This window comes from Stenotrophomonas sp. GD03680, assembly GCF_029844625.1.
In the GTDB taxonomy this organism is placed as follows: Bacteria; Pseudomonadota; Gammaproteobacteria; order Xanthomonadales; family Xanthomonadaceae; genus Stenotrophomonas; species Stenotrophomonas maltophilia_P.
Genome location: NZ_JAOCKC010000004.1, coordinates 351,633 through 376,321, shown reverse-complemented (window position 1 = coordinate 376,321; position 24,689 = coordinate 351,633). Strand labels below are relative to the sequence as shown.

Here is a 24,689-nt window from a genome sequence, read left to right as displayed (position 1 = left end):
CGCCCGCTGGCCTTACCGGCCAGGCATCGCCACCAGACCCTGTTCGACACAGGCGATGCGCCGTTCACCCTGCGCCGGTGCGATGACCCAGCCGCCGGTGAAGGCGGAGAATGCCGGCAGCACCGTCAATCCTTCGCGGAGCCAGAACGCCGGAAAGCGGCGGCGCAGCGCCGGCAGTGCGATCTGCGGATGGATATGGCCGGCAATGACGTGCGCCGCGGGCATGTGCCGTGGTTCATGGCACAGCAGGAACGCGCCCAGTTGCACCTCCTCATGCAGCTCCACCTGCAGCGCCGCGTGCGGCAGGTGCCGATCATGATTGCCGCGTATCACATGCACCGCCAGCGCGGAGTGCTGCTCTCGCCATCCCAGCCATTGCCGGTACCACGCCGCACGATGCGCCGGCCCATGCAGCACATCGCCCAGTATCCACAGCTCGCGGCAAGCCCTTGCCTGCACCAGCCTCTGCAGGCGCTGCAGGTCGTCGCGGGTGCCGCCGGACGGCAGCGCGATGCCGGCGCGGCGGAACAGGTCGGCCTTGCCCAGGTGCAGGTCGGCGATCAGCAAGGCCTGCCGGGCCGGCCACCACAGTGCGCGCGCACCGAGCAGCAGCATGGGTTCACCGCCCAGCGTCACGGCCAGCTCATCGGCCATGGCGTCTCTCCAACTGCTGTGCGGCACGCAGCACGCGGGTGCGCCAGTCTTCATTGCTGAACTGTCCTCGCAGGCGCTCGGCCCACAGCGGGAAGCCCAGCGGTGTCAGCGAGGCGGGATGCTGCAGTGACAGTGACTGCGTGCCGATGCGTTCGAGCACCTGCTGTAGGCCCGGCAGATCCAGGCTGTCCTGCAGCACTTCATGCTCGGCCAATGCCAGCAGCAGATGCTCGGGGTCGTGCTCACGCAGCACGTCGTACAGCAGTCCGGCCGAGGCCTGCAGCTGGCGCAGCGAGCGCGGCGCGCCTCCGGGCAGGCTGGGTACCAGCAGGCCAGCGACGCGTGCGATTCCGCGGAACTGGCGTCGCGCGAGCTCGCCCAGATTGACGGCGGCACGCAGGTCCTCAAGCAGCTGATCGGCCGCGAACAGTTCCTTCCATTGCTCCGCCTGCAGCTCGATCGGCTGCGTCGGTGCCAGCACCAGCCCGTGGTCATTGACGGCATAGCCGATGCTGTTGCGCTGCCGGCGCGTGCAGCGCAGCGCCAGCAACGCCGCCAGTGCCTCGTGGATGTGGCGTCCGGCAAAGGGATAGACGAACACGAACTGGCCTTCGCGGCGGCGCACGTCTTCCAGCAGCAGGTGCGCAGGCGATGGCCGGGCAGACAGGCGCGACTGCAGTGCCATCAGAGGGGCCAGCCAGCGCGACTCGGCGCTGTCGTCCGCGCCGGACAGCACCGCTTCCAGTTCGCGCCCGAGCGGCATCGACAGGGGCAGCTGGCCACCCTGCCAGCGCGGGACGGTGCCTTCACCGCCCTTGCGGGCCAGGCGCACATAGGCGGTCATGTCGCGCAGCTGCACCAGCTCCAGCATGCGCCCGGCGAACTGGAATCGATCGCCTCTGCGCAGGCGGCTGGCGAACTGTTCTTCCACCGAGCCGAGGCCACCGCCGCGCAGGAACTGCACACGCACGGCGCCATCGCTGCTGATGGTGCCGATTGACAAGCGATGGCGCAGGGCCTGGCGGCGGTCGTGCACGCGATGGTAGCCGTCCGCGTCGAGCACCACCTTGTGGAAGTCCGGGTACTGGGCCAGTGCCCGTCCCCCCTGCACGATGAAGTCCAGGACAGCCTGCCATTGCGCGTCGCCCAGGTGCGCGAATGCGTGCGTGCGCCTCACCTGCGCCAGCAGCGAGCGGCTGGTGAATCCCCCCGCCAACGCGCGGCTGACCGCATGCTGGGCGAGCACGTCCAGCGACAGGGTTGGCGGTCGCCTGGCTTCAACCACGCCGTCGCGCAGCGCGCGGCGGACGGCGGCGTACTCGGCCAGTTCCAGCGCATGGCTGGGCACGCACAGGATTCTGCCGCTGGCGCCGGGGCGATGCCTGGCACGGCCGGCGCGCTGGCGCAGCCGCGCCACGCCCTTCGGGCTGCCGAGCTGCAGTACCTGGTCCACTTCGGGAAAATCGACGCCCAGATCCAGGCTGGAGGTGGCAACCACGCAGCGCATCGCACCGGCGCGCAGGCCGTCTTCCACCTGCTGACGCAGTGCGGGGTCCAGCGAACCGTGGTGCAGCGCCAGCGTGGCGGCATCCTCCGGCCACACCGCCGCCAGCGCCTGGTGCCACAGTTCGGCCTGCGCCCGCGTGTTGGTGAACAGCAGGCTGCTGCGCGCGGCCATCAGCGCTTCCAGCACGCGCGGAAGCTGCGCCAGGCCAAGATGTCCAGCCCAGGGAAAGCGCTCGCCCGGTGCCGGCAGCAGGCTGCTTACGGTGACCGGACGCTGGCGCGCGCCTTCGACGATGGGTGCATCCGGCCTGTCCGGCAGCAGCACGTCGCGCGCCTGCGGCAGATTGCCCAGCGTGGCCGACAATCCCCACAGCTGCAACGCAGGCGTGGTGTCGCGCAGCAGTGCAAGATTCAGCTGCAGCAGCACGCCGCGCTTGTTGCCCAGCAGTTCATGCCATTCGTCGACCACCACGCAGCGCAGCTGATGCATGCGTGGCAGGGTATCGGGGTAGGTGAGCAGCAGTGCCAGTGATTCGGGCGTGGTCACCAGCACGTCGATGCGCCCTTCGCGCGCCAGGCGCCGCTCGCGCTGGCTGGCGTCGCCGCTGCGCAGGCCCACGCGCCACCCCAGGCCCAGGCCATCGACGACCGATTGCAGTGCGCGTGCGGTGTCGCTGGCCAGGGCACGCAGCGGGGTCACCCACAGCACCTGCAATGGGCGCACCGCGCTGGGGCGGGCGGGTACGGGTGCGGGCGCGATCATCGCCTGCAGCAGCGGTCCGCCGAACATCGCCAGCGTCTTGCCGCTGCCGGTGGGGGTATGCAGCAGGCCCGATTCGCCTGCCAGGTAGTGACGCCACATGGCGCGCTGGAAGGGCAGGGGTTTCCAGCCGCGGCTGGCAAACCAGCCGTTCAGCCGCTGCAGGGCCTCGCTCCGCGTCATCGTGCCAGGGCCTGCAGCGTCGCCAGCTGATCGGCCTCGCTGGCCGGCTTGTCGTGGCGCCAGCGCAGGATGCGCGGAAAACGCACGGCGATTCCTGATTTGTGCCGTGCACTGCGGTTGACCGCCTCGAAGCCGAGTTCGAACACCTGCTCGGCGCGGACGCTGCGTACCGGTCCGAAGCGCTCGCGGGTGTTGGCGCGGATCCAGCGATCGAGGGCGAGGATTTCCTGATCGTCCAGGCCCGAGTAGGCCTTGGCCACCGGAACCAGCGCATCGCCGTCCCATACGCCGAAGGTGTAATCGGTGTACAGCGTGCTGCGCCGGCCATGGCCGGCCTGTGCGTACAGCAGCACGGCGTCGATGGTGAGTGGATCGACCTTCCACTTCCACCAGTCACCACGGCGCCGGCCGGACTGGTACGCCGAGCTGCGGCGCTTCAGCATCAGGCCCTCCACGCCGCGCTCGCGCGCGGCGTCGCGCAGCGCGGCCGCCCGTGCCCAGTCCCCGGCGGGCACCTCCGGCGACAGCTGGATGCGCGCATCGCCGAGCGTGCCGAGCAGTTCCGCCAGCTGCACGCGCCGCTGCTGAAGCGGCAATGCGCGCAGGTCGTTGCCGTCGCGTTCGAGCAGGTCGTAGGCCAGCATCCGCACCGGCGTCGTACGCAGCGTGGTGGCGCCCGGCTTGCGGCGCTGGATGCGGGTCTGCAGGGCGGTGAAGGCTTTCGGAAGATCGGCCGGCTCATCCCAGGCCAGCAGTTCGCCATCCAGCACCGATCCGTCCGGCAGCAGTGCGGCGGCCTGCTCGATCTCGGGGAACCGGCCGTCCAGGCGCTCTTCGCCACGCGACCACAGCGCCACCTCGCCGCGACGACGCAGCAGCTGCAGGCGGATGCCGTCCCATTTCCATTCCAGCAGCCAGTCGTCGATGCTGCCCAGGCGATCACCGGGCTCACCTTCCAGCGGCGAAGCGAGGAAGAACGGATACGGCTGCTGACGGTCCAGCGGCAGTTCTTCCGGCGACAGCAACTGTGCGAGCAGGGTGGGCGAGGGCACCCAGGTGCCCAGCATGCGCTGCGCGATGCGCGCGATGTCCAGTCCGGACAGTTCGGCCAGCGCCTGCTGGACCAGGCGCTGCGACACGCCGACGCGCAGTGCACCGGTCAGCAGCTTGTTGAACACCAGGCGCTCGTTCGCGGGCAGCTGGCGCCAGCCCTCGACCACGGCTGCACGTCGCTCGGGCTCGGGCTGATTGGCCACGGCCAGCAGATGCTGTTCGATCCAGTCGGCCAGAGGGCGGTCCGGCGCCGTTACCGCTGGGTCGTCCAGCAGCAGGGTCAGTGTCTCCGCCAGATCGCCGACCTGCGCATAGCTGTCCTCGACCAGCCACGCAGGCAGTCCGGCTTCCTCGCCGATCCAGCGGCGCAGCTCGCCGCTGGCAGCGATCTTCCGGCGCGCACCCCCGACCTTGCCACCGCTGAGCAGGAACAGGGCCCAGGCCGCATCGTGCGGTCGCGCGTGACGGAAGTAATCGACCAGCGCCGCGCGCTTGTCCAGCGTGGCAGTGCTGCGATCGAGGCGTTGGTACAGCGCGGCGAAGGCCTTCATTCCTCGCTCCCGAAATCGGTGCGGAAAGCCTCCGCAGCGACACCGCGCTCGCGCAGAAACGGAATCAGCGCATCGGTGTTGCCATGGGTCGCGATGACGCGTCGTGCCCCGGTCTGCTCGATGGTACGCAGCAACGCGGGCCAGTCGGCGTGGTCGGAGATCACGAAGCCACGATCGACGTTGCGGCGCCGGCGGTTTCCGCGCAGCTGCATCCAACCGGAGGCGAAACCCAACTGGTGGCGCCCGAAGCGGCGCAGCCAGGGCGTGCCGGCGGCCGAGGGCGGGGCGAGGATCAGCCGTCCGGCCGCATCGGCCTGGCGCCCCTGTTCGGCGACGGCGATCGTGTCCAGCATCGGGATGCCCGCAGCGCGATAGACGGCCACGCCATTGGCGATGGCACCGTGCAGCCATGCCGGCGGTTCGCCCCGTGCCAGCAGCTCGGCCAGCACGCGCTGGGCCTTGCCCAATGCATAGCAGAGCAGGACGGCGGCTTCACCGCGCTGCGCGCATTCCTCGCGCCAGGACGCGATCTCGGCAGCCACGGCTGCGGTGTCCGGCCAGCGGTAGATGGGCAGGGCGAAGGTCGCCTCGGTGATGAAGGTATCGCAGGGCACCACTTCGAACGGCGTACAGGTGGGGTCGGGCTGGCGCTTGTAGTCACCGGAGGCGACCCACACCTGCCGGCCATCATCGATGCGCACCTGCGAGGAGCCGAGCACATGACCGGCCGGATGCAGCGACACCTGCACCCGGCCCAGCGCAAAGGGTGCGCCCTCGGCATGCGCGTGCAGCGGTACGTCGCCCAGCCGCCAGCGCAGGATCGGCGCGCTGCCCGTGCTGCAGTGGTATTCGCCCATGCCCGGGCGCGCGTGGTCACCATGACCATGGGTGATGACCGCGCGCGGCACCGGCCGCCAGGGATCGATGTGGAAATCGCCAGCAGCGCAGTACAGCCCTTCCGGGCGCAGCACCACAAGATCGTCGTTGCCTGCCATGGCTGCACTGTGGCGCGCGGCTCGTGCACGGGGTGAGAACCGGCCTGAACGCGGGCTTGGCGCAGCATGCGGCACAATCGGATCGCATACCTCTTGCCGCCGGATGGATCGCATGAGTGGACCGGGTTTCAGCAGCACTGCCCCCTTCGAGACCCATGTGGTGCTCAATCAGCCGCCACCGTTCGCCGGGCGCCAGCTGTGGACCGATGACGCAGCGTTGATGGAGGCGGTGCATCGCGAAGGCGCCGCAGCCTTCGTCCCGCGCCTGGCGCAGTACGGTGCGCTGGCCGGTGACGAGCTGTACCGGCTCGGATTCGATGCCAACCGCGACCGCCCGCGCCTGCGCACCCACGACGCGCAGGGGCATCGCATCGATACGGTGGAGTTCCATCCGGCCTACCACCAGCTGATGACCGCCGCGAAGGCGCATGGCGTGGCCGGCCTGTCCTGGCATGAGCCGCAGCCGGGTGCGCATGTTGCACGCGCGGCGCTGAGCTATCTGCACCACCAGGCCGAGGCCGGTACCAGTTGCCCGTTGACGATGACCCATGCGGCGGTAGCGGTGCTGCGGTCGCAGCCGAACCTGGCCGAATGGGCGCGCAAGGCCGCCGCACCGGTGTACGACCCGCGCGACGTACCGGTGGCCGACAAGGCCGGCATCACCCTGGGCATGGGCATGACCGAGAAGCAGGGGGGCTCGGATGTGCGCGCCAACACCACGCGAGCAGAGCCCATCGACGGCGAGCGCTATCGGCTGGTCGGCCACAAGTGGTTCTTCTCGGCACCCATGTGCGATGGCTTCCTCGTGCTGGCGCAGGCACCGGGCGGACTGACCTGTCTGCTGATGCCGCGCCGGCTTGCCGATGGCGACCGCAATGCATTCCGCCTGGTGCGGCTGAAGGACAAACTGGGCGATTGGGCCAACCCGTCCAGCGAAGTCGAGTTCTGCGGCGCGCAGGCGTGGCGGGTGGGCGAAGAGGGGCGTGGCGTGGCCACCATCATCGGCATGGTGATGATGACCCGCCTGGACTGCATGCTGGGTGCCGCAGCGGAAATGCGCATGGCGCTGGCGCAGGCGCTGCACCATGCCCGCTACCGCCGCACCTTCGGCCGATTGCTGGTGGAACATCCGTTGATGGCCAACGTGCTGGCCGACCTCGCACTGGAATCGGAAGCGGCGACGGTGCTGTCGATGCGCATCGCGCGTGCGGTGGACCGTGCGTCCTTCGATGCCGGCGAGGCGGCGCTGGCCAGGCTGGGCACGGCGCTGGGCAAATACTGGGTGTGCAAGCGGGCGGCGACCTTCGTCAACGAGGCGCAGGAATGCCTGGGCGGCGCGGGCTATGTGGAGGAATCAATGCTGCCGCGCCTGTACCGGCAGGCGCCGCTGAACTCGATCTGGGAAGGCAGCGGCAACATCCAGTGCCTGGATGTGCTGCGGGCACTGGCCCGCGAACCGGAGACGCTGGGCGCACTGCAGGGCGAGCTGTCGGCGGTGGCTGATCGCGATGCGCGCTATGCCGCTGCGCTGCAGCGCTGGGTAACGACCCCGGCACCGGAAGAGTCGCAGGCGCGGATGTTCTGCGAGCGCACCGCATTGCTGCTGCAGGCGGCGCTGCTGCTGCGTGCACGCAGTCCGGTGGCGGATGCGTTCATCCGCAGCCGGCTCGGCGGTGAACATGGATGGGTGTTCGGCACCCTGCCGGCCGGGTTGGACCTGTCGGAAATCCTGGCGCGCGCGCTGCCGTAGCGTGGAATTCTGTAGAGCGCCGCAGCGTGGCTGCGGCGCTCTGCAGTACCGGACGCGGCTCAGTGCTTGGCTTCTTCCTTGGCCGCGTTCGCCTTCGCGTCATTTGCGACATCACGCGCCTTGTCGGCGACCTTCTGTGCGGCGTCCGCGGTCGCATCGCTGGCGTGTGCAGCGGCGTCGGTGGCGGCGACCTTGGCCTGGTCAGCAGCATTGGCGGTAGCGTCGGCCGCCTTGTCCAGCGCCTGCTGGGTATCGGCCGCCGCCTGCTCGGATGCAGCTGCCGTCTTGTCGGCGGCCTCGCGGGTAGCTGCGGCGGCCTGGTCGACTGCGTCACGGGCGGCGGCGCCTGCGCTGTCGGCAGCCTGCTGCGCATCCTGGCGGGCCTGTTCGGCTTCCGGCCCCTTGCAGGCGGCCAGGCCGATCAGCAGCGAAGCGGCCAGCAGGGACAGGGTCAGCGAGCGGATCTTCATGGCGGTCTCCGGTAGTGCACTGCGGCAATGGATGGGGACGCCAGCCTATTCACGCCCTTGTGAAGGCGGGGTCGCGGAACGCGATGCAAAGAAAAAGCCGCTGGCGAACCAGCGGCTTTTCCAGAACAGCGTGAAGAAAGAAGTTATTACTTCTTGGCTTCTTCAGCAGCGTCCTTGGCCTGCTCGGCGGTGCCTTCGGCAGCCTTGGCAGCGTCCTTGGCCTGTTCAGCAGCAGCGTCGGTAGCGGCGCCAGCAGCCTGGGCAGCGGCGTCAGCCGAAGCGTCAGCAGCGGTGGCGGCGGTGTCGGCGGCCTGCTGGGCAGCGTCGGCGGTCTGGGCGCCAGCAGCGGCGGCCTGATCGGCAGCAGCCTGGGCTTCGGTGGCGGCTTCGTTGGCCGAAGCAGCGGCGTCCTGGGCAGCTTCCTGCTTCGAGCAGGCGGCCAGGGCCAGAGCCAGGGACATCGCGACCAGCAGCTTGTTGATGCTCATTGTGTGAATCCTCGTCGTTAGATTAGGCAACGCGCAACTGCGCGCCGACAACATGATGACAAGCCACGTTTGGCTGTCAAGCGATCCCGCATTCATTTTTGCGAAATCGCAGTTAAACCTTTTTAAATCAATTCGATGGCAATTGCGGTCGCCTCGCCACCACCGATGCACAGGGTGGCAATGCCGCGCTTGCCACCGCGCGTGCGCAGGGCGTTGACCAGGGTCACCACCAGGCGTGCCCCGGATGCGCCGATCGGATGGCCCAATGCGCAGGCCCCACCATTCACGTTGAGCTTGTCGTGGGGAATGCCCAGTTCGCGCATCGGGGCCATCGCCACCACGGCGAAGGCTTCGTTGATTTCGAACAGATCCACCTGGTCCAGCGACCAGCCGGTCTTCTGCAGCAATGCGTGGATGGCGCCGATCGGTGCGGTGGTGAACCACTCCGGCTCCTGCGAATGCGTGGCGTGGCCGACGATGCGTGCCAGCGGGGTGATGCCGCGGGCCTTGGCGTCTTCCTCGGTCAGCAGCACCACGGCGGCGGCGCCGTCGGAAATGCTGGACGAGCTGGCAGCGGTCACGCTGCCGTCCTTCTTGAATGCCGGGCGCAGGGTCGGAATCTTGGCGATGTCCGAGCGGCCGGGCTGTTCATCGGTATCGACCTCGACCTCACCCTTGCGGGTGGCCACCTTCACCGCGACGATCTCGTCGGCGAACGCACCGTTGGCCTGCGCCGCCTGCGCGCGCTTGACCGATTCGATGGCGTAGGCGTCCTGCTCCTCGCGGCTGAACTGATACTTGTCCACGGCGCATTCGGCGAATTCACCCATGGCCTTGCCGTCGTAGGCGTTGACCAGGCCATCGTGGGCCATGTGGTCCACCGCCTGGAAGTTGCCGAAACGGTTGCCGGTGCGCGAGTTGGGCAGCAGGTGCGGCGCGTTGGACATCGACTCCATGCCGCCGGCAACCACGACCTTGGCCGAACCGGCCTTGATCAGGTCATGCCCGAGCATGATGGTCTTCATGCCCGAGCCGCACACCTTGTTGAGGGTGCTGGCACCGACGGACAGCGGGATGCCGGCGGCGATCGCGGCCTGGCGGGCGGGCGCCTGGCCGAGGTTGGCCGGCAGCACGCAGCCCATCAGAACTTCGGAAACGTCGCTGGCCGGGACACCGGACTGCTCCAGCGCTGCGGCGATGGCGGCCGCGCCGAGGGTCGGGGTCGGCACACCGTTGAACTGGCCGAGGAAGGAGCCGATGGCGGTGCGTTTGGCGGCGGCGATGACGATGTTGGACATGGCAATCTCGTTGATGCGTAAGCAATGTTCGGAAAGGAGACCGGGGGGCGTTGGATGCGCTCCGGTTTCCCGGCAGACTGCGTGGGGGTCGGCCCAAGTATAGAGGGTCGGGGATGGCTGCCGCTGGATGGCGCCGCATGCCCGCCGGGATGAAGGCGGGCCAACGTTCATGGGATGGAATCGATGGAACGCACGACGATGGCACGGTCGGTCCTGGCAGCGGCGCTGGCGATGGCGCTGACGGCGTGTGGGGGCGGAGGTGGCGGTGGCAACGTGCGCGTTGACCCGCCGCCCACCACGCCGCCGCCTGCACCGCCGCCGCCGACCACGCCGCCCCCGCCCAAACCGCTGGAGCCGGCCTTCGATGCGCACCTGTCGGTCACCCATGCGGGTGCCGCGCAGGCCACCGGTGCCACCGGCAGGGGCGTGCGCATCGGCATCGTCGATTCGGGCGTGCAGCGCGCGGCCGCCGCGTTGAACGGGCGGGTAGTGGCCAACCTCACCTACATCGACCCTGCCCGCAACAATCTGGGCGTGGACGATGTGGTCGGCCATGGCACTGCCGTCGCCAGCCTGGCCGCGGGCGCAGCGGTCGGGCGCTGGCCCGGCGGCATCGCGCCCGGTGCGCAGATCGTGTCGGCGCGGATCATCTCCGACAAGCCGCCGGCAGACGACGGCAGCGGCCAGGGCAATTCCTTCAGCGGCACCCTCGGCGTGGCCCAGGTGCACCGCGACCTGATCAGCTACAACGTCAAGGTGATGAACAATTCCTGGGGCGGGCTGTACTGGACCGACCTGCCCACCACCGCCCAGGTCGCCGGCGAGTACCGGCCTTTCGTCATCAATCACGGCGGGCTGGTGGTGTTCGCCGCGGGCAACGACGCGCGCAGCGAGCCCAGCAGCCTGGCGGCATTGCCGGGTCAGGCGGGCGTGGCAGGCTCGCGGCCGGCTGCGGATCTGGAGCGCGGCTGGCTGGTGGCCACGGCCGTCGATCCCTACGCGCCGGACACGCTGGCCGGTTACGCCAACGCCTGCGGCCAGGCGGCACGCTACTGTCTGGCGGCGCCCGGCAGCGCGGTCTATCCGGATGACGCGGGCACCAGCTACTTCTGGAACTACGGCACGTCCTTCGCCGCACCTCTGGTGTCGGGCGCGGCCGCGCTGGTGTGGGAGCGGTATCCGTACTTCGACAACAACCTGGTACGGCAGACCCTGCTCGGCACGGCCAAGGACATCGGCGCCCCCGGCGTGGACCCGGTGTTCGGCTACGGGCTGCTCGACATCGGCAGGGCCATCAACGGGCCGGGACGTTTCGACTGGGGCGACGTGGTTGCCAATGTCGACGCAGCATCCACCGGTTCGGTCTGGAGCAACGACATCGTCGGCAGTGGCGGCCTGGTCAAGCAGGGCGCCGGCGTGCTGGCGTTGACCGGCAACAGCAGCTACAGCGGTGCCACCCGCATCGAAGGCGGTGTGCTGTCGCTGCGCGATGGCGGCGTGATCCGTTCCGGCGTGAGCATCCTGCCGCAGGCCGATCCATCATCCAGCGGCCTGCAGTTCAATGGCGGCACGCCCCGCGTGGTCGGCAACGTGACCAACGGCAGCAGCGTGTTCCTGACCACCGCCAATACCACGGCGACCATCGAAGGCAACTACGTGCAGCAGGCCGGCGCACAGCTGATGATCGCGCTGGGGGCCAACGCGCTGCAGGTCACCGGCAGCGCCCGTCTGGACGGTGGCGTGCACGTCCACGGATTCGTCGATGGCTACGTGCCGCAGGACGGTACCCGGCAGGATCTGATCCATGCCGCAGCCGGCCTGACCGGCACCTTCAGCACCGCGGCCACATCCAGTGGCCTGCAGGGGCTGGCCCTGCTGCAGACCAGCTATGGCTATGACAGCAACAACGCATGGTTGAACCTGACCCGGATCAGTGTCACCGCTGCTGCGCGTGGGCTCGATGCCGGTGTGCAGACAACTGCGGCGCGGCTGGAAGGCGCGTTCGTCGAACTGGACGGCAACCACGCGTTGCAGGATTCGCCATTCGGTGGCGCAGCGGCCGGCCTGCAGCGCAGCACGGGCCTGGCGGCCACGCTGGAGAGCCTGTCCGGCAAGGCCCACGCACGGGCCGAGGCGGCAACCTTCGACAGCATCGACATGTCGCGACGCGCGGTGGCCGCCCGTTTTGATCGCGTGCAGGCTCTGCCTGCGCTGCGCGGTGCCTGGCAGAGCACGTTGGGTGAGGCAGGGCAGGGCAGTTTCGCTGGCAGCGCCACCGACAGCCGGGGCTGGATGGCCGGTCAGGACGTGCCGCTGGGCAGCCATGGCCTGCTGGGCATGGCGTTCGGTGAAACACGCAGCAACGGTGGCAGTGCCTTCAACGGTGACCGCGGGCAGGACCGCCAGGCGCAGGCGCAGCTGTATGCCGGCTGGAGCGTTGGGCACGGTTATGCATTGGCACAGCTCGGCACAGGGCGGTTCACCCGCGAACTGGACCGGCAGCTGCTGCTGGGTGCAGGTGCCTACGGCGTTTCCGCGCGCTACGGCGGTCGATTCAGCAGCGCCAGTGTCGAAAGCGGCTATCGCTTCGGCACCGTCGGCGCGTCGTTGACACCATATGTCGGTGCCAGTGCCACGCGGGTGGATACCGCGGCGTTCAACGAGCGCGGCGGCTTCGGTTTCGGCCTGCGGGGTGAAGCCAATCGTGCGCAGCGCAGCCAACTGCTGGCGGGGCTGCGCGGCGAGCGCGGCTGGGGACGCTGGACGCTGCGCGGGCACGCCGAATGGCAGCAGCGCCTTCAGGGCGGCGCCGGGGAGTGGCAGGCCAGCTTCGTCGGTGTCGACGCGTGGGCACCGTTGCCAGGTGCCGACTCACCGCGTGGCAGCGCCCTGCTCGGGCTTGCGCTGGAGTCGTGGTGGGGGCGGAGTGGCCGTCTGAGCCTGGGCATCGATCAGCGTGTCGGCGGTGATGACGCACGGCAAGCGGCGCTGCGTTACAGCGCCGGGTTCTGATCCATCATGGGGTTGCCGGCGCCCGGAGGGGCGCCGTGCCGAGGCCCGGCAGGGGCGGTCAACCGCCGCGCAGATTGCCCAGGCGCGGGGTGCTGCGGCCCAGCGGCATCTTCAGCTTGCCGATCGACAGGATGCGGCTCTCGGCGATTCGGTCGGCCGCACGTTGCGGCGCGATGTTCTCGCGCTGCGACAGTTCAAAGATGCGTGTCAGGTTGTGGTAGATGCTGCGGATCAGGCGCATCGCGCGCTCGCGGTTGTAGCCATCGATCTCCAGCGACACGTTCATCACGCCACCGGCATTGACCGCGTAATCGGGTGCGTACAGGATGCCGCGCGCGTGCAGTTCATCGCCGATTTCCAGGCTGGACAGCTGGTTGTTGGCGGTGCCACAGATGATCTTGGCCTTGATCCGCGGCAGGGTGTCGGCATTGATCGAGCCTTCCAGCGCGCACGGCGCGAAGACGTCGGCATTCACTTCGTGGATCTCGTCCGGCTTCACTGCTTCGGCGCCGAAATCGCTGACTGCGCGATCGACCAGGGCCGCGTCCAGGTCGGTGACATACAGCTTCGCGCCGCGGTCGCGCAGCAGCTTGACCAGTTCCATGCCGATGTGGCCCAGGCCCTGCACTGCGATGCTGGTCTTGCCCACTTCCTCGTGGCCGAACTTGAAACGCATCGACGCCATCAACGCCTGCAGCGCGCCGTAGGCGGTGAACGGTGCGGGATCTCCGGAGCCGCCATGCACCTGGTGGACGCCGGTCACGAACTGGCTTTCCAGGTAGATGTTCTCCATGTCGTTGACGTCGGTACCGACGTCTTCGGCGGTGATGTAGCGGCCACCCAGCGAATCGACATAGCGACCGAAGGCGCGGAACAGGACTTCGGTCTTGTCCGCTTTCGGATCGCCGATGATCACCGCCTTGCCGCCACCGACATTGAGGCCGGCCAGCGCATTCTTGTAGGTCATCGTCCGGCTCAGCCGCAGCACGTCGGCCAGCGCTTCGTCGGTGCTGGCATAGGGACGCATGCGCACGCCGCCCAGGGCCGGGCCCAGGGTGGTGTTGTGGATGGCGATGATCGCCTTCAGGCCGGCGTCATGGCTGTGGCAGAACACCACCTGTTCGTGGCCGGTGGTGGCGAGGGTTTCGAATAGCATGGCGTCTCCGATGGTGCGAACGGCGGCGAACTGCAGCGAACGACCAGTGAACGGTAGGGTCCCAAAACAAAAAAAGCGACGTCGTCGGTGCAGGGGGACGGGTCGCGCGGCGCCATTCTAGTCCATTCCCCGAGTGTCTGCCGTCGACGTCGACGGGCACTGCGGGTTAAAGAAGATGAAAGCGCGGCCGATGCTGCGTCGATGGCCAGTGGCCGGATCGTGTGAAGAGACAGAGACGGGCCATGGCGAGCGCAGTACGACATCGACAGGATCACGGCCGGTGACGCTGGCCTGGGCACGCAGGGTACGCGGCTGGCTTGCGTCGCTGACCGGCGCGGCGCCGTCGCGTCTGTCGGCGGGGCCGCGTCAGGCGGTGGCCGCTGCGGCTGCCCGCCTGCAGGGAGACCCAGTGCCCCCGGGAGAGATCGCCGCGCAGCTGCAGCGTGGCCTGCACGCGCTGGCGCTGTACCCGCGACTGGCGGGCGAGCCCGGCCCTGTCGATGCCGCCAGCGCCGGACTGGCACAGGCGGTGGCGGACGCGCTGCAGGATCGCGACTGGGCGACGCGGCAGCTGCCGCGCCGGCCGCAGCTGCTGCCGCAGCTGATCCAGACCGTCAACGATGATGCCGCCTCGGCACGGGTGATGGCGGCGATCATCGGCCAGGATCCGGTACTCACGGGCAACCTGCTACGCATCGCCAACAGTCCCGCGTACAAGGTGCACGAACGCCCGGTCGAGAGCCTGCAGCGGGCGGTGACCCTGGTCGGCACGGAAGGCGTGCGGCAGATCATCAGTGCGGTGCTGGTGCAGCCGGTGATGCAGGTTCAGTGCGAGCGGTTCCCGCAGTTCAGCACGATCACCTGGGAGCACGCCCTGCTGGCATCGCGTGCTGCTGCCGACCACGCACGCAGCGTGAACTCCGGCGATGCCTTCGCTGCGCAGTGGCTGGGCCTGGTGCAGGGACTCGGTGCGGCGCTGGTGATGCGCCAGCTGCTGCAGGAAGCCCAGGCGCGCGGCGAGGACGTGCAGCCGGCCCTGGCCCTGCAGCTGCTGCAGCAGTGGTCGTTGCCGCTGGCACAGCGGGTGGCCGCCGCCTGGGAGCTGCCCGACCCGGTGCACCAGACCCTGGCGGCCGACGCCTCGGGCCCTCTGTCCGACAGCCTGCGGCTGGGCAGCGCAGCGGCGGCGGCGAGCCTGCTGTGCCGGCATGGCCACGCCACCCAGGGCCGGATGCTGGCCCTGCTGGAGCAGCTGCCGTCGGCTCCGCCCCATGCGCTTCGCTGGATCTGGCGGCGCCTGCATGGTCGCAGCGTGGAAACACTGGACGACGCCCCGCATGAAGGCGAGGCCAGGGCACACTGAGCGCTACAGCTGCGATTCCACCGGCAGCCAGCTGATGATCCGCGACAGCCAGCGCTGGCGCCGCGTAGCACCTGGCTCGTCCTCCACCCAGCGCGGCGGAGGCTCACGCTCCAGCCAGCGCAGCCGATCGCGGTTGTCCACTGCCAGCCACCAGCTGTGCCTGGCGTCGGCCAGGCGCAGGTACTCGTCGCGCAGCTGCGCGCCCAGCACGGGATCGTCGAACAGCACCCCCATTTCGGTGTTGAGATAGGCCGAGCGCGGGTCGAGGTTGAAGGAACCGACGAAGCCACGGTGGTCGTCCACCAGGAAGGCCTTGGTGTGCAGGCTGGCCCCGCTGCTGCCGAACAGGCCTGCATCGCCCGCCTGGCCCTGTGCCTTCAGCTCATACAGGTGCACGCCGGCGTTCAGCAGGGGCACGCGGTAGCCCATGTAGCCGCCGTGCACGGCCGCAACGTCGTTGGCGGCAAGGGAGTTGGTCACTATGCCCACGTGCACGCCGCGCGACGCCATTGCCGAGAGCCCGTCCAGGCCCTCGTTGCCCGGCACGAAGTAGGGCGAAATCAACAAGGCCTTGCTGCGCGCAGACTCCAGTTCACCGATCAGCCCGGTAACGAGCCAGCTGCCGCGGTCGTCGTTGCGGTGTTTCATCGGCGGATCCGAGACGATGCGCACGGTGCTGCTCCAGTGCAGCGGCTCGGGGCTGGGACGCTGCCGATGGCGTGATTCGGCCACGCGCGCAAGATAGGGCCGGGCAGCATCGCGCTGCGCTTCATGGTCGGACTCACGCACCAGAAGGCGAAGCTGCGCGTCGGTATGGAAGGCCAGCGCGGAGACCGGAATCGCCGCCGGGCTGTTCCAGTAGTCGTCGAATATCCGGTTCGCCTGTGCAACGGCAGGGCCGGCGACCAGCAGGTCCAGGTCCTGGAAGTTCACATCCGTGCGCGCGCTGAAATACTCCTCGCCGATGTTGCGGCCACCGACGATGGCAACACGGCCATCGGCGATCCAGCTCTTGTTGTGCATGCGGTGGTTCACGCTGAAGAAGCGCTGCACCATCTCCACCATGCGCAGGATGCCGCTGCGGTTGCGGAACGGATTGTAGAGCCGGATCTCGATGTTCGGATGCCGGTCCAGCGCCATCATCAGCGCGTCCTTGTCCTTGGCATTCATGTCGTCCAGCAGGATGCGCACGCGCACCCCGCGCTCGGCGGCGTCATGCAGCGCTCTGGCCATCAGGTGACCGATCAGGTCGTCGTGCCAGATGTAGTACTGCAGGTCCAGACTGCGCCCGGCCTGCGCGGTGATCATCGCGCGCGCCGCGAATGCATCCATGCCATCGCCGAGGAAGGCCACGCCGGATTGCCCGGGGTGCGCCTCCTGCAGCGGCACGACCTGCTGGTCGATGCGGGTCTGCGCCGGTTGCAGCGGCAGTACGTGCGACGGCTCACCGTGCGCCTGTGGCGTCAGGTGGTCGGCCAGCAGCAGTCCGGACAGGACCAGCAGCAGGAGGATGGCGAAGATGATCGCAACGACGCGCAACAGGCGTCGCCACACAGGCGCAGGCGGGCTCATGGCCCCATGCTAGTGGATCGGCGTGCCGCGCGGCGGCGCGCGTCAGAACCGTTCGTCGCTGCCCACGTAGCGCCACTGTCCCGGCGGCAGCGGGCCCAGTGCCACCCGGCCGATGCGCAGGCGGCGCAGGGCGGTGACCTGCAGGCCAGCGGCAGCCACCGCGGTCTTCAGGCCCTTGGCCGTCAGCCCCTTGCCGGCGAAGCGCAGCCGCTGCTCGCTCTGCCAGCTCACCTTGGCCCCGCCCGACTCCTGCTGCAGCCGGGCCAGCAGCCAGGGGCCCCGTTCCGGCCCGCCTTCTGCCACTTCGACCAGATACTCCTGTTCGGTGCGGCCGAGATTGCGCTGCAGGTGGGCCAGCGTGGCCGGGTCCTGGCTGACCACGACCAGGCCGCTGTCTGCCGCGGGCAGGGACGCAGCCAGCTGCAACCCGTGGAAATGGCGCTGCAGTGGCCGGATGCCGCTGGCGTCCAGAGCGCTGTGGCTGTTGCTGCTGACCAGCGCACACAGGGTTTCGGCGGCAGCACCAGCCGGCTTGTGCAGCAGCATGCCCACGCGCTCGGCCTTGCTGTCATTGGCCTGTTCATCGACCACGATCACCGCCGTGTCATCGACCGGGCGCTGTGGCTGTTCGACCACCTCGCCATCGACCGTGACCCAGCCACCTTCAATGTAGCGCCGCGCTTCGCCGCGCGGGATGCCGAGCAGGGCGGACAAGCGTTTGTCGAGGCGTATCGGTTCCATGGGCGGGCAGGTCGGGCAGGGGCCGCGCAGTGTAGCCCCTGCGCGCGGTCAGCGCTGGCTGCGGTTGGCCAGCTCGGTCAGGTACAGGCGGGTGTCGAATTCCAGCTGCAGGTAATCGGGCTCCATGTGCTGGCAGAGCTGGTAGAAGGCCTTGTTGTGGTCGGCTTCCTTCAGGTGCGCCAGCTCGTGCACCACGATCATGCGCAGGAAGGCGGCCGGCGCCTGCCGGAACACCGTGGCGATGCGGATCTCACGGCTGGCCTTGAGGCGGCTGCCATGCACGCGGGAAATGGCGGTATGCGTGCCCAGTGCATGCTTGATCACTTCCAGCGTGTTGTCGTAGCAGACCTTGTTGAGCGGTACCGACTTGCGCAGGTAGCGGTCTTTCAGCTCCTGGGTGTAGTCGTAGAGCTGGCGGTCGCTGCGCACCTCATGGGGCTCGGGATAGCGCTGCTGCAGCCACGGGCCGAGCCGGCCCTGCGCCAGCAGTTCGCTGACCTGGGCGACCAGGGGTTCGGGATAACCGGTGAGGTACTTCAGGACTGCCATGCAGGGGCGGCGGGGCGTCGGTAGAATGGGGCAACCAAGATTACACGCGGTACGCACCGACCATGGCAAAGCCCAACGCGCTGCAGGAACAATTGCTCAAGGCCGGCCTGGCCAAGAAGTCGCAGGCCAGCGCCGCCGCACGCGAACAGGCCAAGGCGCGCCAGGGCAAGGCTGAATCGACGTCGGCCGAGGTCCAGCGTGAGGCTGAACGCGCCCGCGCCGAGAAGATCGAGCGTGATCGTGCCCTGGCCGCCGAGCGCAACGCACAGGCCAGGCTGGCCGAGCAGAAGGCGCAGGCAAAGCAGATCATCGCCGCCCATGCCGTGCCGCATAAGGGCGAGGACGAGTATCGCTTCAGCGATGGCAGCACGATCCGTACCCTGCTGATCGACCCCAAGCTGCGCAAGGCGCTGTCGGTGGGCGTGCTGGTCATCGTCGCCCAGGGCGAGGGTTACGCGTTGCTGCCCCGTGCTGCGGCGGAAAAGGTGCGCGAGCGTGCGCCGGAAGCCATCGTGGTCGACCACGGGCAGCCGGGCTCGACGGAGGAGATCTCCACCGGCAACGCCGAAGATGATGCCTATTACGCGCAGTTCCAGATTCCTGACGATCTGGTCTGGTAAGCCGCTGCCGCAGGCGTCCCCACGGGCAGACAGGTAGCTGAAGCACGGGCCGGGCGGGGCACTGCCCGGCCTTTTCCGTGGGTGTATCGTCCCCATATCAGGCCACACACCTGCGGAGGACGGACATGGCTACCGGTTGGGCGGGAGATGGCGCGGTCCAGGACCAGATCGACGCGACGGTAGACGATGCGATTGCCCGCGCGCGGCGCCAGCTGCGCCAGGGCCCGGGTCTGGAGCACTGCGAGGAATGCGACGCACCGATTCCGTTGGCGCGGCGCAACGCCGTGCCCGGCGTACGGCTGTGCGTGGCCTGCCAGCAGGCGCACGATGAGGAAGAGCAGGCGCACAGCAGCTACAACCGTCGCGGCAGCAAAGACAGCCAGCTGCGTTGATGTGGGCGGCTCAGCCGTCGCCCTGGATGCCGCCCGGCGCCTGTGCCGGATCGCGCCAGCGGCGTACGGTGCGCTGGAAGAACAGGTTGTTCGGCAGCTGCAGCACCGTGCCTTCGTGGCCTTCGCCGGTCTCCTGCAACGTGGTGTAGATCAGGTTCACATCGATCACCCGGCCCTTCAGTCCGGGCTTCTCGCCGTTCTCCAGCACCTCGATGTAGTCATGCAGGCGGAACGGGCGGGTAGTGAAGATCAGCAGCGTGCAGAAGATGTTGGAGAGCACGCTCCAGGCCGCGAAGAAGGCCACCGCACCGACGGCTGCAAAGCCCGTGAATGCCGTCCACAGCACTGCCGGTGAGGCCCCCAGCAGGCTCAGGATGTACAGCAGTGCACTGAAATAGACCACGAAACTGGTGATGCGGCGCGCGCCCATCACCATTTCCGGCGGCAGGGTGTAGTGGTCGGCGAAGCGGCGGATCAGGCGGCGCGCCAGCAGCCGCAGCAGCCAGGCGGCCAGCAGGACGAGCGCGATCTGCAGGGCGATGCCCATGTTGTGCAGCCAGGGATGGGTCCAGGCCGGCAGGTGATCCTTCAGCGACAACATCATGGGGCGACAGCAGGTAGCGGTGGTGGTCGCCGATGTTACCCGGCACGTGCCGGCGATTCGACCATCGGCCTCCACGCCAGGCACACCAGCTCCTGGCGCTGCTGCTGCAGGCAGGCCCGGCCGCGCTCGGGGTGGAGCTGCAGCGACAGGCCAAGCACCTGCAGCGCGACGCAGGCAGCGACGGCCAGCAGGGCGGCACACGATGGGCTGGACATGGCGGGCTCCCGGACGGTATTTCACGAAGGACCCTCCATGGATGCAGCGGCCGCCGAAAAGGTTGCATCGTGCCTGGCAGGAATCGGATCTAAACCTTCTGCGGGACTGGCGCATCCAAGGACTATGCTCGACACCACCATGCCCGCACCGCCTGCTGCCTCCGACGCCGTCGACGAACCTGCCCTGGTACGGGCGGCAGCCGGTGGCGATACAGCGGCCTACGAACTGCTGTATCGACGCCATGCGCCACGGGTGTTCGCCGTGCTGTGGAGGCTGTGTGGCGGCCAGCAGGCACGTGCGGAGGATGCGCTGCAGGAAGCGTTCCTGCAGGCGTGGAAGGCACTGCCCGGGTTCCGTTTCGAAAGCAGCCTGTCGACCTGGCTGCATCGTCTCGGGGTCAATGCCGCGCTGATGGAACTGCGCGGCCGGGCGGGAGGACACGATCACGACAGCCTGGATGACGTGGACGGTGGTGTACCGGAGCTGGCCGTGCATGACCGCTGCGCCGGCACGGAGCGCGACCTGGAACGTGCGCTGGCGACGCTGCCCCCGCGGGCGCGGGCGGTGCTGGTGCTGCACGACATCGAAGGCTGGAAACACCAGGAAATCGCCGAGCAGCTGCAGATGGCTGTCGGCAGTTCCAAGGCACAGTTGCATCGTGCGCGTGGCTTGCTGCGTGCACGGCTGGGAGACATGACATGACGATGAACGACCCCGACTACGACCACGACCTGCTCGCGCGCCTGCGCGCCTTGCCCCGCGAGCGCAGCGTTCCGGAGGACGGCTGGGCGCGGCTGTCGGCCAGCCTGCCACCGCGCGGGTCCGCCCCCGGACCGCTCCCGGCAGCAGGCACGGTGGTGGCGATGACGCCGCGTCCGCGACGGCGCTGGTGGCTGCCGGTGGGCGCGGCGCTGGCCGCCAGCCTGGCGGTCTACGCGGTGGCACCGTGGTGGCAGCCGCCGCAGGCCACGCCGGCGCCTTCCGGGCTGCAGCTGCAGGCCGCAGCGATGACCGAGCAGTACCAGCAGGCGGTGGCCTCCCTGCCGCAGGGTGGGGCAGCGGAGTGGCAACCGGCCCTGCACGAACTCGACCGCAGCGCGGAGCAGATCCGCGCGGCGATGGCGCAGGATCCACGTGCGCCGCACCTGCTTGGACAGCTCAAGCGCACCTATGCGCTGCGGCTGGAACTGACCCGGCAGGCGGCGCAGGCCGCCGCCGGACTGACAACCTGAGGAGACCCATGATGCGACCCCTTCTTTTCTGCTGCGCCGCGCTGCTGCTGGTACCGGCTGTGGCACTGGCCAACACGCGCGTCGACGAACGCCATGCACTCGCCACCGGTGGCCGGATTGAACTGAGCAACGTGGCCGGCAAGGTCACCGTGCGCGGCTGGGACCGCAACGAGGTCCAGCTCACCGGCAGCCTCAGCGACGGCCTGCAGCTGCGTCAGGAGAAGAGTGCCAACCGCGTGCGGTGGGAGGTGGAATATCCACGCCGCAGCAACAATGGCGGGGCCACCCTGGTGCTGAACGTGCCACGCTCGGCGGAACTGCTGCTCAGCACCGTCAGTGCGAGCCAGGACATCAGTGGCATCGATGTGCGTCGGCTGCAGGCCGATACGGTCAGCGGCAGCCTGTCCGCGGCAGGCCGCAGCGGCGACACCAAGCTCAACACGGTCAGCGGCAGCGTCACTGCCCGCCTGCAGACGCCGCGGCTGGACGTGAACACCGTCAGCGGCCGCATTGACGCGGGGGGAGGCGTGTCCGGCGACATCGGTGCGCAGACCGTGTCCGGACGCGTGGATGTCGATGCGGGGCGCATCCAGCGCCTGGCGGTGGAGACGGTGTCAGGCAGCATCGAACTGGCCGCTGCCGGTCTGGCGCCGGGGGGGCGCATCAACGTCGAATCGGTGAGCGCATCGGTCAATCTGCGGTTGCCGCGGACCGTATCGGCGCAGCTGTCGGTGAACAGCTTCAGCGGCTCGATCAACAGTGATGCCGGCACGGTGGAGCGGCCGCGTTATGGGCCGGGCAGCAATCTCGACACGCGGCTGGGGGGCGGTGACGGCGATATCCGCATCCAGTCGCATTCGGGCAGCGTGCGGGTCCGACTGGACCGCTGAGCATCGACCGGCAGGCCGCGGCGGCAGCGCCGCCGCGGTCAGGGAGGGTCAGCTGGCTTTCTTCAGCGCCCAGGTCGTACCCAGCACTTCGATCTTGCCACCGGCCTTGCGGAACGCGGCCAGGTCAGACGCGATCGAGTCGCTGCTGACCACAGTACTGGCGGCTGCACCCTTGCGTTCGCTACGGATGCTGTTGTTAGCCTTCGCGGGGGTCTTTGCCTTGCGGGGCATGGTTGCTCCTGTCAGGTGGAAGGGGAGGAAAGCGCACAGGCATCGGCCTGGCGCAGGTAATCCTGCCGCTCGCGGCGGCAGTCATCGCCGCCCATCGAAAACTGGCGGCAGATCGCCGGGCGCTGCGAATAGATCGTGCAGCGCAGGTGATAGGGATCGATCGCCGCGCACCAGCCTTCCTCGTTGCGCGCCATCACGGCCCGGCCGTGGGCGTCGCGCGCGAGGAACTGGCCGGGCACGTGGTCGCCGGGCTGCAGCAGTACCGGCAGCCGGCAACAGACCGCGTCACAACGGCGGCAGTCGATGGGTGCAGGTGCGGCGTCAGGTTGTAAGGCCACAGGGGCCTGGCGGGTGCCCAAAGCGGGTCTCGATGGCGGCTCGGGTGATGCGCGGCCATGAACGAGCCAGGAAGGCACGGCCGCAAGACCCGCGTGGCGGGCCGCGCTGCACCCGGAACACACACCGGCAGGGCCGATGGAAGGTACAGCTGTGGATCAAGCCTACCGAGGGTAGCAAACCCTGCGTAACGTTTTGTTAATCCCGGCTGGCTGCGGCCAGCGCCAGGCCTTGTACCACCCCGAGTGAAGGCTCCCCGTAGACCATCCGGGCACCCGGAAACGCCTCCGCCACGGCCTGGCGCAGGTAGCCCGCACGGGACATGCCACCGGTCAGGAACACCGCGTCCGGGTCGCCGCCGATGTCGCTGCGCACCTGGGCGAGCAGCGTGCGGATCTGTTCCAGGTAGCCATTGGCCGCACTGGCCAAGCCCTCGGCACTGCTGTCGGCGTGCAGGTCGCGGCCGATGTAGTCCAGCGTGCTGCGGTGCGTGGCAGAACTGCTCAGGGCGATCTTGGCGCGCTCGACATCACGGTACAGGCGCGCGGTGTTGCCGGTGTCCTGCAGTGCCTGCAGGCGCGGGCCCCAGGGTGCGTCGACCGCATCGTAGTTGTGCTGGCGGAAGTCGCGCTGGCGGGTCATGTCCTGCACGGTGGCGGCTTCCACGTAGTGGTGGGCGGGCACGCGGGTGATGCCACGACCGAACAGCGGCATGTAGCTGGACAGGCTCAGGGCCAGGTCGATGTCGGTGCCGCCACGGGCGATGCCCCAGGCACGGTGGATATGCGGGGGTACTGGTCCCCCCACTTCGGCATGGGCGATGTCGGTCGTGCCACCGCCGATGTCGACGATCACGGCCTGGTGCCGTGTCGCGCTTCCGGCGTGATAGTGCATCGCCGCTGCGGCAGGTTCTTCCAGGAAATCGATGCGGTCGAAGCCGGCCTGCGCCGCCGCCTCGCGCAGGATGTCCAGCGCCTGCGCGTTGCCGGCCTCGCCGATCGAGCTGCGGAACTGCACGGGGCGGCCGAGCAGGGCGGTGCGCAGCGGCTGGCCGAGCTGCGCGCTGGCGGTCAGGCGGATGTGCTCAAGGATATGCGCGGCAATGCCGGTGATGGTCTGCTTCGCGCGCGGGTGCAGGTTGTAGCCGAGCATCGACTTGGGGCTCTGCACGAGGTTGCCTTCATGCTCCTCGAAATAGGCTTCCAGCGCGTCATCGCCGTAGATCGCGTTCTGCAGCAGGTCGCTGGCGCTGCGCGCTTCGCGGGCACGGGCTTCCATCCATTCGCGGCGCAGTGCGCGCAGTGCTTCGCGGCGCAGTGCCTGCGGCGGGCGCTCCTGGCCGGCAGCGCGGGCGGCACGCGCCGCGCTGTCGATCATCTGCTCCAGCGCATGCTGTTGGCTGGCATCGGGCTGGAAGTCGTCCGGATCGGGTACCACGCCTGGGAAATAGACGCTGGTGCGGAACTGTTCGGCATCGCCGAAGCGGATCGGCAACAGGCGGCCCTCGTGCACGATGGCGGCGGCAGAATTGCTGGTACCGAAGTCGATGCCGAGGCGCATGCGGAATTCCAGGGACGGACAAGGGCCGCGCACTCTGCTGCAGTTTGCGGTCCGCTGCAAGCGCCTGCCGGCCATCTCGGGCGGGCAGGGGGAGCGGCCGCGGGAAAACGGGTGAAAAGAGCGGGCGGTTACAATGGCGGCCGTTGATTCATTTTGAGGTACTTGCAATGTCGTCCGTTCCCGCTTGTCCGCAGTGCACCCTGGAAAACACCTATGCCGATGGCGCGCTGTGGATCTGCGCCGATTGCGGCTTCGAATGGACCGCCGAGGAGGGCGCGGGGCAGGCGCTGGTCGTGCGTGACAGCAACGGCAACACCCTGCAGGCCGGCGACACCGTGACCGTGATCAAGGACCTGAAGGTCAAGGGCTCCTCGATTCCGCTCAAGCAGGGCACGGTGATCCGCAACATCCGGCTGGTCGAGGACGATGCGGAGCACATCGAAGGCAACTCGGACAAGATCAAGGGGCTGGTGCTGAAAACCTGCTTCCTCAAGAAGGCCTGACGGG

25 protein-coding genes are annotated in these 24,689 nt (G+C 68.7%); 9 read left to right on the top strand and 16 right to left on the bottom strand.

The features are described from left to right. Window positions 1-12: 12 nt before the first annotated feature. From pdeM to N5J29_RS08055, 4 genes are read right to left on the bottom strand one after another with little or no spacing between them, the layout of a single operon-like run. Entirely contained in the window at window positions 13-654 is a 642-nt protein-coding gene (gene pdeM / locus N5J29_RS08070; protein ID WP_065181810.1) for a ligase-associated DNA damage response endonuclease PdeM, read from the bottom strand. After that, a complete protein-coding gene (locus N5J29_RS08065) occupies window positions 644-3,103 on the bottom strand; it encodes a ligase-associated DNA damage response DEXH box helicase (protein WP_164153132.1) in 2,460 nt (819 codons plus the stop codon). The genes pdeM and N5J29_RS08065 overlap by 11 nt, the downstream gene beginning before the upstream one ends. Further along, window positions 3,100-4,707 carry an ATP-dependent DNA ligase gene (locus tag N5J29_RS08060; RefSeq protein WP_164153131.1) on the bottom strand — a complete coding sequence of 536 codons (1,608 nt, stop codon included), beginning with the start codon at window positions 4,705-4,707 and terminating at the stop codon, window positions 3,100-3,102. Before N5J29_RS08060 ends, N5J29_RS08065 begins: the two co-directional genes overlap by 4 nt. Continuing rightward, window positions 4,704-5,702 (bottom strand): ligase-associated DNA damage response exonuclease, encoded by a 999-nt coding sequence (locus N5J29_RS08055; RefSeq protein ID WP_053519546.1) that lies wholly within the window; start codon window positions 5,700-5,702, stop codon window positions 4,704-4,706. The genes N5J29_RS08060 and N5J29_RS08055 overlap by 4 nt, the downstream gene beginning before the upstream one ends. 112 nt (window positions 5,703-5,814) lie before the next feature. Here N5J29_RS08055 and N5J29_RS08050 point away from each other — a divergent pair, with 112 nt between their 5' ends. Continuing rightward, window positions 5,815-7,452: an acyl-CoA dehydrogenase family protein gene (locus N5J29_RS08050; RefSeq protein WP_164153130.1), complete on the top strand. Its 1,638-nt coding sequence runs from the start codon at window positions 5,815-5,817 to the stop codon at window positions 7,450-7,452. 59 nt (window positions 7,453-7,511) lie between these two features. On the opposite strand, the gene N5J29_RS08045 is transcribed toward N5J29_RS08050, so the two are convergent. From N5J29_RS08045 to N5J29_RS08035, 3 genes are all read right to left on the bottom strand, one after another. Continuing rightward, complete coding sequence (locus N5J29_RS08045) at window positions 7,512-7,922, bottom strand: hypothetical protein (protein WP_164153129.1); 411 nt, start codon at window positions 7,920-7,922, stop codon at window positions 7,512-7,514. A 146-nt stretch (window positions 7,923-8,068) separates the two neighbouring features. Then, a complete protein-coding gene (locus N5J29_RS08040) occupies window positions 8,069-8,410 on the bottom strand; it encodes a hypothetical protein (RefSeq protein WP_053519549.1) in 342 nt (113 codons plus the stop codon). Window positions 8,411-8,532: 122 nt separating this feature from the next. Next, window positions 8,533-9,708: a thiolase family protein gene (locus tag N5J29_RS08035; protein WP_053519550.1), complete on the bottom strand. Its 1,176-nt coding sequence runs from the start codon at window positions 9,706-9,708 to the stop codon at window positions 8,533-8,535. Window positions 9,709-9,891: 183 nt separating this feature from the next. Between N5J29_RS08035 and N5J29_RS08030 the strand changes: the two genes are divergently transcribed. After that, window positions 9,892-12,720 (top strand): autotransporter serine protease, encoded by a 2,829-nt coding sequence (locus tag N5J29_RS08030; RefSeq protein WP_279924272.1) that lies wholly within the window; start codon window positions 9,892-9,894, stop codon window positions 12,718-12,720. Between the two features lie 58 nt (window positions 12,721-12,778). On the opposite strand, the gene N5J29_RS08025 is transcribed toward N5J29_RS08030, so the two are convergent. Further along, a complete protein-coding gene (locus tag N5J29_RS08025; protein ID WP_053519551.1) occupies window positions 12,779-13,876 on the bottom strand; it encodes a Glu/Leu/Phe/Val dehydrogenase dimerization domain-containing protein in 1,098 nt (365 codons plus the stop codon). A gap of 280 nt (window positions 13,877-14,156) precedes the next feature. On the opposite strand from N5J29_RS08025, the gene N5J29_RS08020 reads away from it, so the two are divergent. Next, window positions 14,157-15,239, top strand: a complete 1,083-nt coding sequence (locus tag N5J29_RS08020) for an HDOD domain-containing protein (RefSeq protein ID WP_065181815.1) — start codon at window positions 14,157-14,159, stop codon at window positions 15,237-15,239. A gap of 3 nt (window positions 15,240-15,242) precedes the next feature. Here N5J29_RS08020 and N5J29_RS08015 read toward each other — a convergent pair whose 3' ends face one another. Genes N5J29_RS08015 through N5J29_RS08005 form a run of 3 tightly spaced genes read right to left on the bottom strand, consistent with a single transcriptional unit; the run spans window position 15,243 to window position 18,101 of the window. Continuing rightward, window positions 15,243-16,811 carry a phospholipase D family protein gene (locus N5J29_RS08015; RefSeq protein WP_164151983.1) on the bottom strand — a complete coding sequence of 523 codons (1,569 nt, stop codon included), beginning with the start codon at window positions 16,809-16,811 and terminating at the stop codon, window positions 15,243-15,245. A 42-nt stretch (window positions 16,812-16,853) separates the two neighbouring features. Next, a complete protein-coding gene (locus N5J29_RS08010) occupies window positions 16,854-17,552 on the bottom strand; it encodes an RNA pseudouridine synthase (protein ID WP_065181817.1) in 699 nt (232 codons plus the stop codon). Window positions 17,553-17,600: 48 nt separating this feature from the next. Further along, window positions 17,601-18,101 (bottom strand): M48 family metallopeptidase, encoded by a 501-nt coding sequence (locus N5J29_RS08005; RefSeq protein WP_053519555.1) that lies wholly within the window; start codon window positions 18,099-18,101, stop codon window positions 17,601-17,603. A gap of 62 nt (window positions 18,102-18,163) precedes the next feature. On the opposite strand from N5J29_RS08005, the gene N5J29_RS08000 reads away from it, so the two are divergent. Both N5J29_RS08000 and N5J29_RS07995 read left to right on the top strand, forming a co-directional pair. Continuing rightward, window positions 18,164-18,721 (top strand): DUF2058 domain-containing protein, encoded by a 558-nt coding sequence (locus N5J29_RS08000; protein WP_053519556.1) that lies wholly within the window; start codon window positions 18,164-18,166, stop codon window positions 18,719-18,721. A gap of 125 nt (window positions 18,722-18,846) precedes the next feature. Next, a complete protein-coding gene (locus N5J29_RS07995) occupies window positions 18,847-19,113 on the top strand; it encodes a DksA/TraR family C4-type zinc finger protein (protein WP_053519557.1) in 267 nt (88 codons plus the stop codon). Window positions 19,114-19,123: 10 nt separating this feature from the next. Here the strand turns inward: N5J29_RS07995 and N5J29_RS07990 are convergent, their stop codons facing one another. Both N5J29_RS07990 and N5J29_RS07985 read right to left on the bottom strand, forming a co-directional pair. After that, the gene (locus tag N5J29_RS07990; protein WP_080375333.1) at window positions 19,124-19,717 is read right to left on the bottom strand and encodes a mechanosensitive ion channel family protein; all 594 of its coding nucleotides are present in this window, start codon (window positions 19,715-19,717) and stop codon (window positions 19,124-19,126) included. Window positions 19,718-19,752: 35 nt separating this feature from the next. Further along, window positions 19,753-19,932 carry a hypothetical protein gene (locus N5J29_RS07985; RefSeq protein ID WP_053519558.1) on the bottom strand — a complete coding sequence of 60 codons (180 nt, stop codon included), beginning with the start codon at window positions 19,930-19,932 and terminating at the stop codon, window positions 19,753-19,755. A gap of 124 nt (window positions 19,933-20,056) precedes the next feature. Here N5J29_RS07985 and N5J29_RS07980 point away from each other — a divergent pair, with 124 nt between their 5' ends. Genes N5J29_RS07980 through N5J29_RS07970 form a run of 3 tightly spaced genes read left to right on the top strand, consistent with a single transcriptional unit; the run spans window position 20,057 to window position 22,055 of the window. After that, on the top strand, window positions 20,057-20,635 hold the full coding sequence (locus N5J29_RS07980) for an RNA polymerase sigma factor (protein ID WP_065174854.1): 579 nt from the start codon (window positions 20,057-20,059) through the stop codon (window positions 20,633-20,635). After that, window positions 20,632-21,165 carry a hypothetical protein gene (locus tag N5J29_RS07975; protein WP_065181819.1) on the top strand — a complete coding sequence of 178 codons (534 nt, stop codon included), beginning with the start codon at window positions 20,632-20,634 and terminating at the stop codon, window positions 21,163-21,165. Before N5J29_RS07980 ends, N5J29_RS07975 begins: the two co-directional genes overlap by 4 nt. An 8-nt stretch (window positions 21,166-21,173) precedes the next feature. Then, window positions 21,174-22,055 carry a DUF4097 family beta strand repeat-containing protein gene (locus tag N5J29_RS07970; RefSeq protein WP_164151985.1) on the top strand — a complete coding sequence of 294 codons (882 nt, stop codon included), beginning with the start codon at window positions 21,174-21,176 and terminating at the stop codon, window positions 22,053-22,055. 48 nt (window positions 22,056-22,103) lie between these two features. On the opposite strand, the gene N5J29_RS07965 is transcribed toward N5J29_RS07970, so the two are convergent. The 3 genes from N5J29_RS07965 to N5J29_RS07955 form a co-directional block, all read right to left on the bottom strand. Further along, a complete protein-coding gene (locus N5J29_RS07965) occupies window positions 22,104-22,286 on the bottom strand; it encodes a hypothetical protein (protein WP_053519936.1) in 183 nt (60 codons plus the stop codon). An 11-nt stretch (window positions 22,287-22,297) separates the two neighbouring features. Next, window positions 22,298-22,591, bottom strand: coding sequence for a YkgJ family cysteine cluster protein (locus N5J29_RS07960; protein ID WP_080375345.1), 294 nt, complete (start codon window positions 22,589-22,591; stop codon window positions 22,298-22,300). Window positions 22,592-22,820: 229 nt separating this feature from the next. Continuing rightward, window positions 22,821-24,182: an Hsp70 family protein gene (locus N5J29_RS07955; RefSeq protein WP_164151987.1), complete on the bottom strand. Its 1,362-nt coding sequence runs from the start codon at window positions 24,180-24,182 to the stop codon at window positions 22,821-22,823. Between the two features lie 167 nt (window positions 24,183-24,349). Between N5J29_RS07955 and N5J29_RS07950 the strand changes: the two genes are divergently transcribed. Further along, window positions 24,350-24,685: a zinc ribbon domain-containing protein YjdM gene (locus N5J29_RS07950; RefSeq protein ID WP_053519938.1), complete on the top strand. Its 336-nt coding sequence runs from the start codon at window positions 24,350-24,352 to the stop codon at window positions 24,683-24,685. The last annotated feature ends 4 nt before the right edge of the window (window positions 24,686-24,689 follow it).